Source organism: Dactylosporangium sp. NPDC050588 (genome assembly GCF_040654975.1).
Classification (GTDB): domain Bacteria; phylum Actinomycetota; class Actinomycetes; order Mycobacteriales; family Micromonosporaceae; genus Dactylosporangium; species Dactylosporangium maewongense.
Genome location: NZ_JBFAJA010000001.1, coordinates 98,330 through 115,081 on the forward strand (window position 1 = coordinate 98,330; position 16,752 = coordinate 115,081).

Consider the following 16,752-nt stretch of genomic DNA (forward strand, 5'->3'; position numbering starts at 1 on the left):
TCACGCCGTGCTCCCTCGATGATCGTTGATCGGCACCGTGGGTACCTCGTCCTCGTTCGCGGCCCGGTGCACGCCACTGTAGAACCGGGTGAGCATGCTGCTGACGCTCGCCGGGTCCGGCTCGGTGTGCGACGAGACCTGGATCGGCTGGGTCACGTCAGGTCTGGTCTCCGCCTGCCCAGTGTCACCCGGCAGCTGTGCCAGCGGCACCCGGATCGGCAGGCCGCTGGCGCTCGTGCCCGCGGTCACCGGGGTCCGCTGCGCCGGGACCGCCGGGGCCGACGACGCCGGCGCGTCACCCGCGCCGCCCCGCGACCACCAGCGGGTGCCCTTGGCGGGCGGCGCGGTGTTGCCCCGCGCGGCCGCGCCGATGATGTCCTCGGCCCGGCTCGGCCCGCGCCGCTGCGCGCCCGCGGCGGGCCCACCGTTCGCGGTCCGCTGCGCGGGCGGCCCCGAGGCGGGACCCGCCGGGCCACCGCCGGCCCCCGGCACACCCGAGACGGGCGCACCAGGGCCCACACCAGGGCTCACACCAGGGCCCGCACCGTTGCCGGCCACGGGCACACGCGGCCCCGGCACCTGCGGCCCGGGGCCGCCGGAGACAGGGCCGGCCGGACCGCCCGAAGCGGGAACCCCTGCGACAGGCACGCCGGGGCTCTGAAGTCCGAAGCTCGACGCCGGGACGCCCGACGCCGGTACACCGGAGACCGACGCACCCGACACAGGCATGCTCGAGACCGGCACCCCCGACACGGGCGCCGCGCGCAGTGGCATCCCGGACACCGGCATGCCGGACACCGGTACACCGGACACGGGCGCACCGGAGACAGGCACGCCGGACACGGGCGCCCCCGAAACCGACGCCGGCACCGGCTCGGCACTCGCGGCGGCGGAGGCATCGGCGGCAGCGGCGCCCGAAGCGGAGGCGGCGACCGGCCAGGTCGGCAGGGCGACCGGTCCCGCCGGCAGCGGCGGCGCCGCGACCGCCGGCACGTCCCCTTCGGCGGGCGACCCGGCGGTGCCGGCCCCGCTCGGCCGCCCGGGCAGCGCCGGCAGGACGGCCGTCGGCGCGTCCTCGGCGGAGATCATCGCGGGCACGGGCCGCGCCTCGTCGGCGGCGATCGGCAGCCGCGACATGCCGGCGATGCGGTTGCCGCTGCCGTGGTACAGCCCGGCGCCCTCCGGCGGAGCGGCCAGGAGGCGGGCGGGCAGGGTCACGTAGGCGGTGACGCCCTCGTCGGAGGCGTCGAGCCGGACCTGGACGCCGTGCCGCGCGGCCAGGTGGCCGACGACGACGAGACCCATCCGCTCGGACGCGGCCACGTCGATGGCGATCGGCGCCGACACGCGGTCGTTGGCTTCGACGAGCCCGGACTCGGTCATGCCGAGCCCGCGGTCCTCGATGACGATCGTGGCCTCGCGGGTCTGCTTCGAGGGCCAGCCGGACACGGTGACGACCGTGTCGGGCGGCGAGAACGTGGTCGCGTTCTCGAGCAGCTCGGCGAGCAGGTGGACGATGTCGGAGACGGCGTGCCCGACGACGAAGATGTCGGTGGCGACGTCGTGCCGGATCCGCGCGTACTGCTCGATCTCCGCCATCGCCGCGAGCGTCACCGCGGAGAGGGACACGGGCTGCGCCCAGCGCCGGGTGGCCTCGCTGCCGGCGAGGACGAGAAGGTTCTCGTCGTTGCGGCGCATGCGGGTGGCGAGGTGGTCCAGGCGGAAGAGGTTCGCCAGCTGGTCGGGGTCGGTCTCCGCGGACTCCAGCTGGTCGAGCAGCTGCAGCTGGCGCTCGACCAGGGTCTGCGAGCGGCGGGCCAGGTTGACGAACATCGAGTTGACGTTGCGCCGCATGACGGCCTGCTCGACGGCGAGGCTGACGGCGCTGCGGTGCACGGCGGTGAACGCGTCGGCGACCTCACCGATCTCGTCGGTGGAGCGGACCCTGGTGGTGGTGTCGACGGTGACGGTCTCGCCGCGGGGGAGGGTCCGCAGGCGTTGGATGGCCTCGGGGAGGCGGTGCTGCGCCACGTCGAGCGCCTGGGCCCGCAGCTGCCGCAGCGAGCGCGCCATCGACCGGCCGATGAGCCACGACAGCAGCAGCGCGATGAGCATGACCAGGACGATCACGGAGGTGGCGACGATGGCGTCGGTGCGCTGCGAGGCACTGCGGTTGGCGGCGCCCTCGATCGCGTCCTCGAGCAGCTCCTGCTCGATGGTGCGGATGTAGTCCAGCTCGCTGGTGCTGGCGAGCCACCACTCCTCGGGGGTCACGCCGACGGCGGCGCCCCGGGCGCGGGAGATGACCTGCTGCTGGAGGCGGGCGACCGTGCCGACGGCGGTCTGGCGCAGGTTGCGGTCGTAGAGGGCCAGGTGCCGCGGGCTGGCGGAGTCGCGGAAGCGCTCGGCGGCGGCCACCTGCCGCGCCTGGATCTCGGAGAACGTCTCGAAGTCGTCAGGGGCGAACTTGCCGGCGCTGGCGGCCGCGAAGATCCGCCCGCGCAGCTGGTCCTTGAGCTCCTTGGCCTGCGCGAGGTCCATGAGGGAGGCGACCTCGGTGACCGACTGGGAGTCGCCGCCGATGTCGGGGCGGTCGGGGACGAGCCCGAACAGGTGCTGGATGGTGGAGGAGTACTGGTCGAAGACCGCGTCCTGGCGCAGCCACCGCTGCTTGACGCCCTCGCGGACCAGCTGCAGGTCGGCGAAGTCGGCGGCGACCCGGTTCTGCGACTGGTTGAAGATCGGGTTGGCCAGCAGCGGGCGGGCGGCGGCGGAGAAGGCGGCGAGGGCCGCGTCGGTGGCGGCGTAGTTCGCGGCCAGCTCCTGGTTGCTCGAAGTCGAGCCACTCGGCGCTTGGACGGTGGTCGATTTGGCGAGAACTCCGGCCGTTCGGTCCCTTTCCAGCTGCAGATAGTGGATCAGATTGGTCAACTGGCGGCCGACCTTGACCCCTTGGGCGAATTGGTCAAGCTTGGAGGCGTCCTGGACGGAGGCGTTGATCTGGACGCCGGCGATGACGAGGAAGGCCACGGCGGGCAGCACGAGGACGGCGGCGAGCTTGGTCGGCACGCGCCAGTCGCGGACCCGGAACAGCGACGCGCTGCGCCGCTGCGGCTCCCCTGGCCTGCGGCGCCGGTGGCTGTTCACCTTCATGACGACGGCGGGAGCCCTCGATGAAGGTGGCGAAGCGAAGGTCTGCACCCCTCACACCTTTCGCATGCGTCATCGCGCTGCCTGGGCAGCGTGCGAGCCTTATCAAACCAGGGTTGCGACATCTGTCCAACCACGGCATTGTGGTCCAGGTCACATTACTTGGCATTCGACTTCGGGGTTGAAACGCATCGACCAGACGGGAAGGATACGCACCGTCCGACCAGCCGCGTGTCCCAAGGAGCTTCCTGTCGTGCACACCCTCGGCCGCCGGCCCGCCGTGGCCGCGTTCGCCGTGGTCACCGCGCTGCTTCTGACCGCCTGCACGAGCAAGGGCAACCCCGCGCCGAAGCCGCCGGCGTCGATCGCGATCGGCCTGCTGGTCTCCACGACCGGGCCGAACGCCGCGATCGGCCAGCAGGCGCAGCTCGGCGCGAAGCTCGCGATCGAGCTGGTCAACAACGACGTCACGGACCTGAAGCTGCCCCTGCCGCTGGCCGCCGGCGCCGGCCTGCGCAACGGCACGAAGCTCACGCTCGTCGTCGGCAACAGCGACAGCGCGCCGGAGAAGGTCGAGAAGGAGGCGTCGCGGCTCGTGCACGACGGCGCCGTCGGGCTCGTCCTGGCCGACACCCTGGACGTCGCCGCCCCCGCCGGCCGCGAGACCGACACCATCGGCGTCGCGCTCGTCGACGCGCTGAGCACCGCGGACACGTTCGCCGACCTCAACCGGGCGGCGCACTTCCGCATCCAGCCCAGCGACCGGCAGGCGATCTCGACCGCACTGGCGCTGCTGTACCGGGAGCGCGACACCGGCGACGAGTTCAAGCGGGTCATCACCGCGATGGGCAAGGCCAGCGGCACCGTCGGCGAGGAGCTCGCCAACGTGCGCGCCTCGATCGAGGACCTCAGCCTCGCCGCCGGCTACGAGATCGGCGGCAAGCAGCAGATCGCCCTGGAGTCCGGCGGCGCCGGCGACAGCAGCTTCGTCGAGAAGGGCGACGCCGTCCTCGCTTTCGTGCTCAACGCGCAGGACGCGGCGGCCGCGGTGGAGCTCGCCGGCCGGCTCAAGGGCAAGGCGCCGGTCATCGCGCTCGGCCCCGGTGTCGGGGCGCTCGACACGGTCAAGGGCAACAACCAGGTGCTGCGGGCCACGGGCTGGTCCGGGGACTTCGCGGGGCGCAACCCCGTCGCGAGGGTCGTCGGCGGCATGTACGAGCAGGCGTTCCACGCCAAGCTGACCGAGGTCGCGGCGGCCGCGTTCACCGCGACGATGCTGCTCGCGCTGGCGATGAACACCGTCACCACCGACCTGAGCCCGCCGACGATCCGCAACGCGGTGCAGCAGTTCTCGCTGCCGGCGACCCAGATCGTCATGCCGTGGAACGGGATCCGGTTCGACGGCGCCGGCTACAACCAGCTCGGCGCCTGCGTCGTCGAGCAGCACGCCCCCAACGGCTACCTGGTGATCCACCCCGTCGAGCTGGCGGCTACCCCGACGCTGAGCCTGTAGCCGCGAGCAGCCGCCGCAGCTCGTCGGGCTTCTGGTACAGCTCGTTCAGGTCGAGCACCTCGCCGCCGGGCGCGACCAGGCGCCGGGCCACCAGGGGGTGCTCCCGCCGCCAGCCCTGCCGCAGCAGCGTGTGCTCGACGAGCACGGACAGCAGCACGACACCCATCCACGGCGGCGCCGGCTGGTCGTCGGCGGCGGTCTCGCCGCGCCGGGCCCGCTCCACGTCGACCGGCCGGCGCAGCAGGGTGCCGGCCAGCTCGTCACGGTCGTCCGGGTCGCGGCCGAGCACGGCCCGCACCGCCCGCACGTATTCGCGGGCCTGGCGCTCGACCTCTGCGCCGTACACCTCGACCGGCAGCTGCTCGAAGCGCGTCCACTCCCCGTCGCCCCCGATCACCTCGGCGGCGAGCGTGCGCTCCTCCTCGGCGGTCAGGGTTTCCACGTCGACGGCGTCGCCGGCCAGTCCGGGCCGGGGCGCCTCGCCGATGGCGCGCAGCTCGGCGGCGAGCCCGGGGTGCCGCAGCGGCACCTCGTCGAGCAGCGCGCCGCCGTCGACCGCCGGCGCGCCCCACCGCGACAGGCGCAGCCGCCAGCCGGCGTGCAGGTCCGAGATCCGCACCGGCACCGGTTCGGCGGCCGGTTCGGCGGCACCGTCAGGGGTGAGCAGGTGGCGGCCCTCGGCCGCGGCGAACGCGGCGAACGCCGCCTCGATCGTCGCGGCCCGCAGCAGCGCCGCGGCCGCGTCCTCGACGCCGGACAGCCCGCCACCGCCCGCGGCGATCGCCGCCGCGTCACGGACCTGCTCCACCGCGACCCGCAGCGGACCCGTCGCGGCGTGCACCTTGGCGTCCGCCGCCGCCACGAGCAGACCGCGGACCAGCTCGGGGTGCTTCGTGTCCGGCAGCGCCAGCTCGTGCGCCAGGACGATGCGCAGATGGTCGGCGGGCAGCCCCCACACCAGGGGCAGCCCGACGCGCAGCACGCCGCCGGTGAACCGGACGGTGCCGGACCCGGCGAGGGTGACCGCGACCGGTGGGGTCGCGTCCGCGTACTTCGCCGCCTCGGTCACGAGCGAGTGCAGGACCGTGTGGCGGGCGGCGGTCACCTTGGCGGTGTCGGGGCCCCAGTGCTCCTTCATGGGCGCCGGGCCGGCACCGCGCAGCAGCCGGCGGCCACGCCAGGCGGCCAGCCCGCCGGGAAGTCTCGCCATGCGCCTCAGTGTGCCGCACCCCGCCTGGTAGCTGGGGGAGGCGCTCCGGCGGGACTGACGCCGGCCGATGCGAAACTGGGTACTTCCCAGTAACTTACTGGTGAGTCACCATGAGGCGTGCGATATGACGTGGTGGTCATCGGTTCGGGCTTCGGCGGCAGCGTGACCGCGCTCCGCCTCGCCGAGAAGGGCTACTCGGTCGCGGTCCTGGAGGCCGGCCGGCGCTTCGCCGACGACGAGTTCCCCAAGACGTCGTGGGACGCCAAGCGCTTCCTGTGGGCACCGGCCCTGCGCTGCTTCGGCGTCCAGCGGCTCAAGCTGCTGCGCAACGTGCTGGTGCTGTCCGGCGCCGGCGTCGGCGGCGGGTCGCTGATCTACGCCAACACCCTCTACCGGCCGCTCGAGCAGTTCTACGACGACCCGCAGTGGCGCGGCATCGCCGACTGGCGCGCCGAGCTCGCGCCCTTCTACGACCAGGCCGAGCGCATGCTCGGCGTCAGCGTCTACCACCGCATGACCCGGGCCGACCTGGCGATCAAGGCCGTCGCCGAGCGGATGGGCGTCGGCGACACCTTCCATCAGACCCCCGTGGGGGTGTACTTCGGCAAGTCGGGCGTCGACCCGTACTTCGGCGGGGCCGGACCGCTGCGTCACGGCTGCGAGCACTGCGGCTCATGCATGACCGGCTGCCGGGTCGGCGCGAAGAACACCCTGGTGAAGAACTATCTGCACCTGGCTGAGCGGCTCGGCGCAGAGGTCCACCAGTTGACGACGGTGGCGTCGGTACGACCTGAGGACGGTGGCTATCGCGTCGACACCCGCGGGACCGGGCGGCGGCGGGACCGCCGGGCGTTCCACGCGGCGCAGGTCGTGTTCGCCGCCGGCGCCCTCGGCACCCAGGAGCTGCTGCTGCGGATGCGCGCCGACGGGCAGCTGCCCGGGCTGTCGGCGAAGGTCGGCACGCTCACCCGCACCAACTCCGAGTCCATCCTCGGCGCCCGCTCGCTGCGCAAGGACGTCGACTTCACCGACGGCGTGGCGATCACCAGCTCGTTCCACCCCGACGCGCACACGCACATCGAGCCCGTCCGGTACGGACCCGGCTCCAATGCCATGGGGCTGCTGCAGACCGTCCTCACCGACGGCGGGCCGCTGCGGCCGCTGCGCTGGTTCGGGGCGTTCTTCCGGCACCCGATCCGGCACACCCGGGTGCTCTCCGTGCGGCGCTGGTCGCACAAGACGGTGATCGCCCTGGTCATGCAGTCGCTGGACAACTCGCTCAACGTCCGGCTCCGCCGCGGCTGGACCGGCCGTCGCAAGCTCACCACGTCGCAGGGCCACGGCGAGCCCAACCCGGCCTGGATCCCGGCCGGCAACCACGCCGTCCGGCTGCTCGCCGAGGAGATCGGCGGCATGCCCGGCGGCAGCTGGACCGAGGTCTTCAACATCCCGGTCACCGCGCACATCCTCGGCGGCGCGCCGATCGGCGACTCGCCGGAGCACGGGGTCGTGGACGCCTACCACCGCGTCTACGGCCACCCCGGCCTGCACGTGGTCGACGGCGCCGCGGTCAGCGCCAACCTGGGCGTCAACCCGTCCCTGACGATCACCGCCCAGGCGGAGCGGGCCATGTCCATGTGGCCCAACCGCGGCGAGGAGGACCCCCGGCCGCCGCTCGGCGAGACCTACGTCCCGGTGCCACCCGTCCCGCCGGCCAACCCCGCCGTCCCGGCCGGCGCGCCGGCGGCGTTGCGCGTCACCGCCGTGCCGGCGCCGCGACGGCGACAGGAGCACCATTCGTGACGAACGTGCGCGGCACCGCGGTACCGACGCAGCAACGGCGACAGGAGCGCCTTTCGTGACGAACGTGCGCGGCACCGCGGTACCGACGCGGCAAAGGCTGAAAAGAGCGGCAGTGAGGCGCAGGTCACCCCGGGGCGCCGACTAGGCTCGACGCATGACCACGCCGCCGCCGGTTCTCGTCGTCGACTTCGGTGCCCAATACGCGCAGCTGATCGCCCGCAGGGTGCGCGAGGCGCACGTGTATTCCGAGATCGTCCCGCACTCGATGCCGGTCGCGGACATGCTCGCCAAGCGCCCCGCCGCGATCATCCTGTCCGGCGGCCCCTCCTCGGTCTACGAGGAGGGCGCCCCGCAGGTCGACCCCGCCCTGTTCGACGCCGGCGTGCCGGTCTTCGGCATCTGCTACGGCTTCCAGGCGATGGCGGTCGCGCTGCGCGGCGAGGCGAGCCACACGGGGCTTCGCGAGTTCGGCGGCACCCCGCTGAGCATCGCCGAGGGCGGCGGCGTGCTGCTGCGCGGCCTGCCCGACGCCCAGTCGGTGTGGATGAGCCACGGCGACTGCGTCACCGCCGCCCCGGCCGGCTTCACGGTCACCGCGGGCTCGCCGGCCGCGCCGGTCGCCGCGTTCGAGGACGTGTCGCGGCGGCTCGCCGGCGTGCAGTTCCACCCGGAGGTCGCGCACACCCCGCACGGCCAGGAGGTGCTGCGCCGGTTCCTGCACGACATCGCCGGCATCGAGCCCACCTGGACGTCCAACAACATCATCGAGGAGCAGGTCGAGGCGATCCGCGCCCGTGTCGGCAGCAAGCGCGTGCTGTGCGCGCTGTCCGGCGGCGTCGACTCCGCCGTCGCCGCGGCCCTCGTGCACAAGGCCGTCGGCGACCAGCTGACCTGCGTCTTCGTCGACCACGGCCTGCTGCGCGCCGGCGAGGCCGAGCAGGTCGAGAAGGACTACGTCGCCGCCACCGGCATCAACCTGAAGGTCGTCGACGCCTCCGCGCGCTTCCTCGGTGCCCTGGCCGGCGTGACCGACCCGGAGCAGAAGCGCAAGATCGTCGGCCGGGAGTTCATCCGGGTCTTCGAGCAGGCCGCCCGCGACCTGGACGCGGAGGAGCACGTCGAGTTCCTCGTCCAGGGCACCCTCTACCCCGACGTGGTCGAGTCCGGCGGCGGCACCGGCACCGCCAACATCAAGTCGCACCACAACGTCGGCGGCCTCCCCGACGACCTGCAGTTCGCGCTGGTCGAGCCGCTGCGGACGCTCTTCAAGGACGAGGTGCGCGCGATCGGCGCCGCGCTCGGCCTGCCCGAGGAGATCGTCATGCGGCACCCGTTCCCCGGGCCCGGCCTGTCGATCCGGATCATCGGCGCCGTCGACGAGGAGCGGCTCGCCATCCTGCGCGCGGCCGACCTGATCGCCCGCGAGGAGCTCACCGCCGCCGGCCTGGACCGGTCGGTCTGGCAGTTCCCGGTCGTGCTGCTCGCCGACGTCCGCAGCGTCGGCGTCCAGGGCGACGGCCGCACCTACGGTCACCCGATCGTGTTGCGCCCCGTCTCCAGCGACGACGCCATGACCGCCGACTGGTCCCGGCTGCCGCACGAGCTGATCGCGAAGATCTCCACCCGGATCACCAACGAGGTCCGCGAGGTCAACCGCGTGGTGGTGGACGTGACGTCCAAGCCGCCGGGCACCATCGAGTGGGAGTGAGTGTTTCTTCATTCACCCATTGGTCTGAGCGTCGCTCTTGCGACTGGCCTGAAATGCCGGACAATTTATCGACGTGACTCCTGCGTTACAGCCGCTGCGGCGCATCGCGGCCTACTGCGTCATCGCTGACTCCGACGAGTTCCTGCTGGTCCGGGCGTCGGCGAAGGCCGGCACGCCCGGAGTCTGGTCGCTGCCCGGCGGGGCTGTCGACCACGGTGAGCAGCCGGTCGACACCGTCGTGCGGGAGACCGCCGCGGAGACCGGCCTGTCCGTCGCCGTCGCCCGGCTGCGCGACGTGCTCGCCGACATGCGGGCGCTGCCCGACCGCGGCCTGACCATCCACACCGACCGCCTCATCTACGAGGTCACCGTGCGCGGCGGCGCGCTGCGCGACCGCGTCGGCCAGCCCACCGACCTGGCCCGCTGGGTCACCCGCGAGGAGGCCGAGCAGCTGCCGCTGCGCCGCTTCACCGCCGACGCGCTCGGCCTGCGGGAGGCCGCGGTCGACCTGCGCCCCGACGGTGTGCCCGAGGTGCCGTCCTTCTACGCCGTGCCCGGCCCCGACGGCCTGCACCGCGCCCAGCGCTTCGCCGCCTACGCCGTCTGCACCGACCGGCGCAACCGGGTCCTGCTGACCCGCATCTCCGACGGGTACCCGGGCGGCGGCTCCTGGCACCTCCCCGGCGGCGGGACCGACTTCGGCGAGCAGCCCGGCGTGGCGCTCATCCGCGAGCTGGTGGAGGAGACCGGGCAGGAGGGCCACATCGTCGAGCTGCTCGGGGTGGCGTCGCACCGGGACGCGGCCCAGCTCGGCCCCGAGGGGTACCCGATCGACTGGCACGGCGTCCGCGCGTTCTACCGCGTCCAGGTGCCGCGCTCCAGCCGTCCCGTGATCCACGACGTCGGCGGCTCGACCGCCGAGGCCCGCTGGTTCGACCCCGAGGACCTCGACGAGCTGCAGCTGACGGAGGTCACCGAGGAGGCGCTGCGCGGGGCGGGCCTGCGCTAGCTCCTGCCTTTGCCATTTTGGTCTTTTTGCTCTGTTTGTGCTTTTGCTGTGCTTTGTGTGGTGCTGCCCGGTCCTGCTCTGCGGCGGGCGCGTTCTACGCTTGGCGCCATGTGCGCAGCCCGGGTGATCACCGTCTACGGCCGTCGACCCGGAGGGACCGACGACGTCGGCGGGCCGGTCCGGCACGGCGAGAGCCCCGCGACCGCGATGGTCCGGCACTTCGTCGAGCAGGCCGACCTGTCCGTCGTGGTGCTCTCGGTGCTCGACGTGCACGCCGTCATCACGCCCGACCTGCACGAGGACCGGGTGGTCTTCGAGGTCGCCCCGGCCCCCGGCGCGGCCGTCGGCGACTTCACCGAGCGGCCCGACCCCAACGGGCTGCCGACCGGGCAGCGCTTCGCCGCGTACGGCTTCGTCACCGATCCCGCCGGCCGGGTGCTGCTCACTCAGATCGCCCCCGGCTACCCCGGCGCCGGCAAGTGGCACCTGCCGGGCGGCGGCACCGACCCCGGCGAGCAGCCCGGCGAGGCGCTGCTGCGCGAGCTCGTCGAGGAGACCGCCCAGCACGGGGAGATCACCGAGCTGCTCGGGGTCACCCACCGGCGCAACCCGGGCGCGATCGGCCCGGAGGGTTACCCGATCAACTGGCACGCCGTACGGGCGCTCTACCGCGTCCTGGTGCCCTCGCCGACCACACCCAGAGTGACCGAGGCCGCCGGCGGATCGACCGCGGCCGCGGCCTGGTTCGACCGGGCCGAGCTCTCCGGCCTTCAGCTCACGGAGGTGGTCCAGTGGGCCGCCTCACTCCCGCGACGGGACAGTGATCGTGGTCGTTAAGATAAATTACAGGTGAATTTGGTACTACGCTGAGTAGTCCGGCATCAGCACCCGACGAGCATGTTTCTAGGCTGGTTCCTATCTGAGCCATCGCCAAGCGCGACACGATATGCGATGGTGTAGATCGCGAGGCAGTCTCGCGAAGACGGACACAGTGGGGCAAAGGGCCCCGGAATGCGACCGTGGGAACCCCGTTCCTGCATGGAGGATCAGTGCCGAGAGCACCTTGGCAGCGACGACGCACCACGGACAGTCCGCGCCCCGGTGGCAGCAGACAGTGGGCGGGCCGGCTGCGACGCAGCGGTTCGCTCGCCCGCCAGGTGCTCTTCGCCGGGCGGGTCGGTCGTCGCGGTGACGGCAACGTCGCCGGCGCCACCTCGCTGCTCATGCCGCCGCCCGCCGAGACCGAAACCCGCGAGGGCAGGGTCCGGCTCCCGCGCCTGCGTATGCGCCGCCGTGACGGACTGTCACGAGACGTGGTGTCTGTCGCGCCGGTCAGCCCCGCCGTCCCGTCGGTCTCCCTGGGTACGGAAGAGGCGTCGAGCTTCAGCATCCCGCTGCTGCCCGGCGAGCGCACCGTCGGCCGCCGCATCCGCTTCGCCCTGGCCAACGCCTGCACTATCAGCAGCCTCCTGCTGGGCCTGTGCGCGATCTTCGTCGCCGTGAACCACGGCGACGTCCGCATCGCCGCCACCCTGCTGATCGCCTGCGTCGTCTTCGACGGCCTGGACGGCTTCCTGGCCCGCCGCCTCGGCGTCGCCAGCCCGTTCGGCGCGCAGATGGACTCTCTCGCCGACATGTGCTCCTTCGGCCTGGCCGCGCCCGTCGTCGTCTACGCCTGGCTGAGCGACTCGGCCCCGGCCGCCGCCCTCGTGCCCGCCTGCGCGCTCGTGGCCGCCTGCGCCGCGATCCGCCTGGCCCGCTTCAACGTCTCCCCGAAGGACGGCCGCTTCTTCTGTGGCGTCCCGACCACCATGTGTGCGGCGGTGCTCGCCCTCGCCACGCTGATCGCCCCGGAGATGCCCCCGGCACTGCGCGTGGCCGGCGTCGCGCTGCTCGGCCTGGCGATGGTGTCCAGCTTCCCGTATGCGAAGCTCGCCCGCCTGGTGAAGCTGCCGCCGTGGCTCTTCGCCCTGCCGGTGGTCGGTGCTCTGGTGGACTTCCGCCTGACGTTCGTCGCCGTGGTCCTGGCGTACCTGGTGAGCGGCCCGATCCTCTGGCTCCGCCAGCGCCGCCACGCCGCCGCCTGACCTTCCCGCACCTCGCAGCGCCCCGCCTCCGGCTGCCCGGACGCGGGGCGCTTCGCTATTCCCTTGACCCGATACTGCGACCGACCACCACCCGGACAGGCGCCACGCGATCCACCTTCGGTTCCAGCCATCAACTTGAGGGCGGACGACGCAACATCTGGCGTAAAGGCCGCAAACCCGGGCATTGACCAGTGTCTGTCGGGGTGGTGCAGAGCGCTGGGTGCCGGTGCGCCGGAAGGTGGGCGAGCGTGTGGCCGTCGCCGTGCGCGGAGTGCTGATCGCAAGGTCTGCCGGAGGTGGGCGAACGTGCGGCCGTCGCTGCGTGCGGGGTGCTTGGGCTGCCCTTGGCTCAAGTGCCGCGCTCGGTGCCGTGCGGATGGACGTTGCACGATCCGCCCCGGTTTAGAGAGCAGCTTGGGGGGTGGATCGCGCAGGCTCTGTGGCGCAAAGGCCGTAATGCCGGGCATTGATCAGCGTCTGTCGAGTGGGGCGGGGTGCTGGGAACAGGTGTGCCGGGAGCTGGGCGAACGCGTGGTTGGCGCCGTACGCGGGGGCTGCCGGTTCGCGGGCGGGTGTGCCGTGCCGGGGCCGGGGGAGTGTGATCTCCGCCGGCCCCGGGGAGGACGGGCTCAGAGCCAGGTGGCGATGACCGTCGAGCCGCCGACGACCCGGTCGCCGGGGGCGACCGCGGGGGTGGCCTTGTCGGCGGGCAGGTAGACGTCGGTGCGGGAGCCGAAGCGGATCAGGCCGAAGCGCTCACCCTTGGCGAGCAGGGAGCCGACCGGGGCGCGCTGCACGATGCGGCGGGCGATCAGGCCCGTGCGCTGGACGACGGCGACGGGGCCGTGGGCGGTCTCCAGCAGCGTGTACGCCGCGACGTTGTGCTCGGCCTCCGGCTTCATCGCGGCCGCGTAGCCGCCGTCCTCGACGAAGTAGTCGACGACCTTGCCCGCGACCGGGGCGCGGTTGACGTGGACGTCGAGGACGGACAGGAAGACCGCGATGCGGAGGAACTCGATGTCGCCGAAGCGCTTGTCGTGCAGGCGCTCGACGCCGAGGACCTTGCCGTCGCTGGCGGCGACCACGGCGCTCGCGTCCTCGGGGACGTCGCGCTGCGGGTCGCGGAAGAACGCGGCGACGGGCGCGGCGGCCAGGGCCGGGACCAGCCACAGCTTCGACTTCGGCCGGGCGGCCTTGGCCAGGGCGGCGAGGCCGAGCGCGATGCCGGCGGCGGCGACGCCGTTGGAGTCGATGTGCATGCCCCGGGTGAGGGGGACGCTGGAGGGGCGCAGCGCCGGCAGCAGGTTGTGCGCCGCGGCGTGGTGGGCCGGGGTGTGCCGGAGGCGGTGCACGCGGACCGGCGGCACGTTGCGCAGGACGAGGTCGCTGCCCACGCCGTACAGCGCGGCCTGGCGCTCCACCTCGTCGGCGGCGCCGCTCGGCAGGCGGGTCGCCGGGACGACGACCGTGAGGACGCCGCCGGTGGTGACGAGCTTGGTCAGGCCGGCGAGGACGGCCCGGGCGTCGTCGGCGCTGCCCGCGAGGGGCTCGGCCAGGATCACCACGTCGGCGGGCTCCGCCTCGGTGAGCGACTCGACGACGCGGGTCCGGTCGGACACCCAGCGCCCCTGCCGCTCGACGTGCTCCCGGAGCGCCGCGACGGCCCCGGCGGCCGCCGAGGCGCCGGACGTGGCGACGATGGTCAGGCGGTCGTCGGGCAGCAGCGCGTCGATCGCCGCCGCGAGCGTGGCGGAGCCGGCCGCGGCGCCGACCAGGAGGCCGGTCTTGGGCCCGCCGTGACGGGCGAGCTCGGAGGCGAGGACCCGGGCGGCGCGGTCACCGATCTGGATCGGGCGGCGGGAGACGCCGGACGCGCCGCCAACGGGAAATTGGGTCATGTCTGAAGGGCTCCTCAAGAAATACCTGCAAACGAAAAGGCCGGCGGGGGAACGCGCCCCGCCGGCCCAGCATATTCCGTGACTAGTCCGCGTCGTCCGGGTCGTACGCGGGAGGCGCCGAAGAAGCCGGCGGCGCCGACGTGGCGGGCACCGAACTGGACGGCTTGTCGGACTTGTCGGAGCGCAGCGCCCCGAGCAGCCCCAGCAGGCCGAAGACGATCAGTCCGATGGCGACGATCCAGCCGGCGTTGAGATTGACCGAGACCGCTTGGTTGAAGAGCCAGACGATGACGATGCCGAGGAAGATCAGGCCGAACGTGAGGGAGAGGCCATCGGTGCGGTGCGGCTTCACCGGGTCACCTCCAGGTTGCCGTAGCGAAGGTCGAGGTCGAGGTGCAGCTTGCCGCCGCCGGCGCCGTCGGTGCCGAGGTCGGTGAACTCGTTGGTCTGGTTGAACCCGCCGCACTCGCGCCCCAGGACGCGGCAGTCGCCGCCCTCGACCCGGACGTCGACGGACACGTCCACGTTCTTCGGCAGGATGATCTGCATGTTGCCGCCGTACCCGACGCGGAAGCTGATGTTGACGTCCTGGCCGGTGAAGTCCACCTGGCGGAGGTCGGCGTGGATGTTGCCGAAGTCGGTGCGGTAGTCGCTGTCGAGCTCGGTGACGGACATCGGGTTGATGTTGATGTTCTCGACGTCCTTCGTGCTCGGGCCGTCCATCGTCGACGCGGTCGAGATGGCGAGGGCGAGGCTCAGCACGACGCCGAGCAGGATCATGAGCCGGGCCCGGCCGAACCACGCGCCCACGATCAGGCCGAGCGCGACGATCGCGAGCGGCACCGCGAAGTACGTGCTGACCAGGAAGTCGAACGTGGTCACCTCGAGCGCGGCGAGCACGCCGAGCGACAGGCAGATCAGCGAGAAGATGACCCGGCCGAGGCGGGAGCGCGGCTTCGGGGGCTTCGGGGGCTTGGGCGGCTGCGGGGCGAGCCCCGGGTACGGCGACGCGGGCGCCCCCGCCGGGTAGCCGAGCGACGCCGCGTAGGGGCTGCTCCCGCTGAACGGCCCGTGCGGCGCGAACGGCGGCCGGTAACCGGTCGGCGGCAGCGGTGGCAACGGCGGCAGCGGCGGCACGAGCGGTGCCGGCGGCACGGACGGCCGGGCGGGTGCCGGCGTCGCCGGGGTGGCGGCCGGGACGGGCTGGGTCACGGCGGTCTGGTGTTGCAGCCACGCCGGGTGTACGCCTGGCGTCTTGCCGACGGATCCGCCACCGCGCCCGGTGTACGACGGTCCGGCGGACTGGAACGGCGGCACCGACGGCGGGAACGGCGCGGCGGCCGCCGGGCCCGGCACGAACGGCCCGGGCGGCGTCGGCGGCATCGGCGGCATCCAGGGCCGGCCGCCCCCCAGCGGGCCGCCCGGTTGGTCCGGCTGCGGCCCGGGCGGCAGGTTGCCCTGGCCGCGGACGAGCAGCGCCACCACCCCGATGACCACCGCGAGCCCGACCGCGGCCGCGCCGACGTTGCGGGACATGACCAGCAGGAACGCCAGCACCGCGCCGACGCCGATCACGATCGCGACCGGGGCGGACGTGGTCGACCTGCCCCGGCCGAGCAGCGCCTCCAGCGGGGAGCCGGTGTCGCCCTCGGCGGGCAATAGGAGCCAGCCCAGCAGGTACGCGACGATGCTGACCCCGCCGGCGAGCGTGAGCACGGCGAAGATGACCCGCCACAGCGTCGGGTCGGTGTTCGTGGCACGGCCGATCGCGGCGCACACCCCGGCGACGTACCGGCCGTGCTGCGGCCGCACGAGGTTGCTGCGGCTGAATCCGAACGGCGGCACCCCTCCGGCCGCCGTTCCGAACGCCCCAGGACCACCAGGACCACCAGGCCCACCAGGACCACCGGGCCCACCAGGACCACCGGGCCCACCAGGACCGCCGGGCCCATCGGAACCACCAGGACCACCGGCGCCGCCGGTGGGAGGAGGGCCGGGTGGTGGCGGGCCGGCCGGTCCGGCACCCGCGGGCGTGAAGCCACCGGACGGCGGCCCGAAGTCCTCCGACGCGGGCTCCTCCCGCTCCACCTTGGTCAGATGAAGCTTCGGCTCCGCGGGCACGGTCGCCGCCTCCCAGGCAAGATCCCCGGCGCCGCTGACGGGCGGCACGCTGGCGGGCGGCACGCTGACGGGTGCGACAGGGGCTTCCTGCGACGTGGCGGCGTCGGAGGCGGCGGCAGTGGCGGCATCGGCGGCGTCGTCGGGCCCGTCGGGCAGGTAGTCCGCCGCGTAGCTGGGCGCCACTCGTACACCATCCGGCTCTTGATCTTCTGCACGTGCTCTTGCGGCCGCCGGCTCGTCGGCGGCAGGCGGG

At 73.3% G+C, this 16,752-nt stretch carries 11 protein-coding genes; 6 read left to right on the forward strand and 5 right to left on the reverse strand.

The window, feature by feature from the left end; all coding sequences use genetic code 11:
* Positions 1–3,201, reverse strand: a complete 3,201-nt coding sequence (locus AB0I21_RS00535) for a nitrate- and nitrite sensing domain-containing protein (RefSeq protein WP_360557951.1) — start codon at positions 3,199–3,201, stop codon at positions 1–3.
* Between the two features lie 202 nt (positions 3,202–3,403).
* On the opposite strand from AB0I21_RS00535, the gene AB0I21_RS00540 reads away from it, so the two are divergent.
* The gene (locus AB0I21_RS00540) at positions 3,404–4,663 is read left to right on the forward strand and encodes an ABC transporter substrate-binding protein (RefSeq protein ID WP_360557952.1); all 1,260 of its coding nucleotides are present in this window, start codon (positions 3,404–3,406) and stop codon (positions 4,661–4,663) included.
* Here AB0I21_RS00540 and AB0I21_RS00545 read toward each other — a convergent pair.
* Positions 4,641–5,873 (reverse strand): hypothetical protein, encoded by a 1,233-nt coding sequence (locus tag AB0I21_RS00545; RefSeq protein ID WP_360557954.1) that lies wholly within the window; start codon positions 5,871–5,873, stop codon positions 4,641–4,643. The two genes, AB0I21_RS00540 and AB0I21_RS00545, sit on opposite strands and share 23 nt — an antisense overlap.
* A gap of 117 nt (positions 5,874–5,990) precedes the next feature.
* Here AB0I21_RS00545 and AB0I21_RS00550 point away from each other — a divergent pair, with 117 nt between their 5' ends.
* The 5 genes from AB0I21_RS00550 (at position 5,991) to AB0I21_RS00570 (ending at position 12,480) form a co-directional block, all read left to right on the forward strand.
* The gene (locus AB0I21_RS00550; RefSeq protein WP_360557955.1) at positions 5,991–7,676 is read left to right on the forward strand and encodes a GMC family oxidoreductase; all 1,686 of its coding nucleotides are present in this window, start codon (positions 5,991–5,993) and stop codon (positions 7,674–7,676) included.
* Positions 7,677–7,830: 154 nt separating this feature from the next.
* The gene (guaA, locus tag AB0I21_RS00555; protein WP_360557956.1) at positions 7,831–9,384 is read left to right on the forward strand and encodes a glutamine-hydrolyzing GMP synthase; all 1,554 of its coding nucleotides are present in this window, start codon (positions 7,831–7,833) and stop codon (positions 9,382–9,384) included.
* A gap of 73 nt (positions 9,385–9,457) precedes the next feature.
* Positions 9,458–10,393 carry an NUDIX domain-containing protein gene (locus AB0I21_RS00560; protein WP_344501783.1) on the forward strand — a complete coding sequence of 312 codons (936 nt, stop codon included), beginning with the start codon at positions 9,458–9,460 and terminating at the stop codon, positions 10,391–10,393.
* A 108-nt stretch (positions 10,394–10,501) separates the two neighbouring features.
* Entirely contained in the window at positions 10,502–11,230 is a 729-nt protein-coding gene (locus tag AB0I21_RS00565) for an NUDIX domain-containing protein (protein WP_360557958.1), read from the forward strand.
* 290 nt (positions 11,231–11,520) lie between these two features.
* Complete coding sequence (locus AB0I21_RS00570) at positions 11,521–12,480, forward strand: CDP-alcohol phosphatidyltransferase family protein (RefSeq protein ID WP_360558117.1); 960 nt, start codon at positions 11,521–11,523, stop codon at positions 12,478–12,480.
* 629 nt (positions 12,481–13,109) lie between these two features.
* Here AB0I21_RS00570 and AB0I21_RS00575 read toward each other — a convergent pair.
* From AB0I21_RS00575 to AB0I21_RS00585, 3 genes are all read right to left on the reverse strand, one after another.
* Positions 13,110–14,378 (reverse strand): phosphatidylserine decarboxylase, encoded by a 1,269-nt coding sequence (locus AB0I21_RS00575; RefSeq protein WP_344501781.1) that lies wholly within the window; start codon positions 14,376–14,378, stop codon positions 13,110–13,112.
* Positions 14,379–14,460: 82 nt separating this feature from the next.
* On the reverse strand, positions 14,461–14,730 hold the full coding sequence (locus AB0I21_RS00580) for a hypothetical protein (protein WP_360557960.1): 270 nt from the start codon (positions 14,728–14,730) through the stop codon (positions 14,461–14,463).
* Complete coding sequence (locus AB0I21_RS00585) at positions 14,727–16,682, reverse strand: PspC domain-containing protein (protein WP_360557962.1); 1,956 nt, start codon at positions 16,680–16,682, stop codon at positions 14,727–14,729. Before AB0I21_RS00585 ends, AB0I21_RS00580 begins: the two co-directional genes overlap by 4 nt.
* Positions 16,683–16,752 lie beyond the last annotated feature (70 nt).

Excerpts from the sequence above, each read along its gene's own strand:
- AB0I21_RS00545 (WP_360557954.1), bottom strand. The coding sequence starts at position 5,873 with ATGGCGAGACTTCCCGGCGGGCTGGCCGCCTGGCGTGGCCGCCGGCTG.
- guaA (WP_360557956.1), top strand. The coding sequence starts at position 7,831 with ATGACCACGCCGCCGCCGGTTCTCGTCGTCGACTTCGGTGCCCAATAC.
- AB0I21_RS00565 (WP_360557958.1), top strand. The coding sequence starts at position 10,502 with ATGTGCGCAGCCCGGGTGATCACCGTCTACGGCCGTCGACCCGGAGGG.
- AB0I21_RS00575 (WP_344501781.1), bottom strand. The coding sequence starts at position 14,378 with ATGACCCAATTTCCCGTTGGCGGCGCGTCCGGCGTCTCCCGCCGCCCG.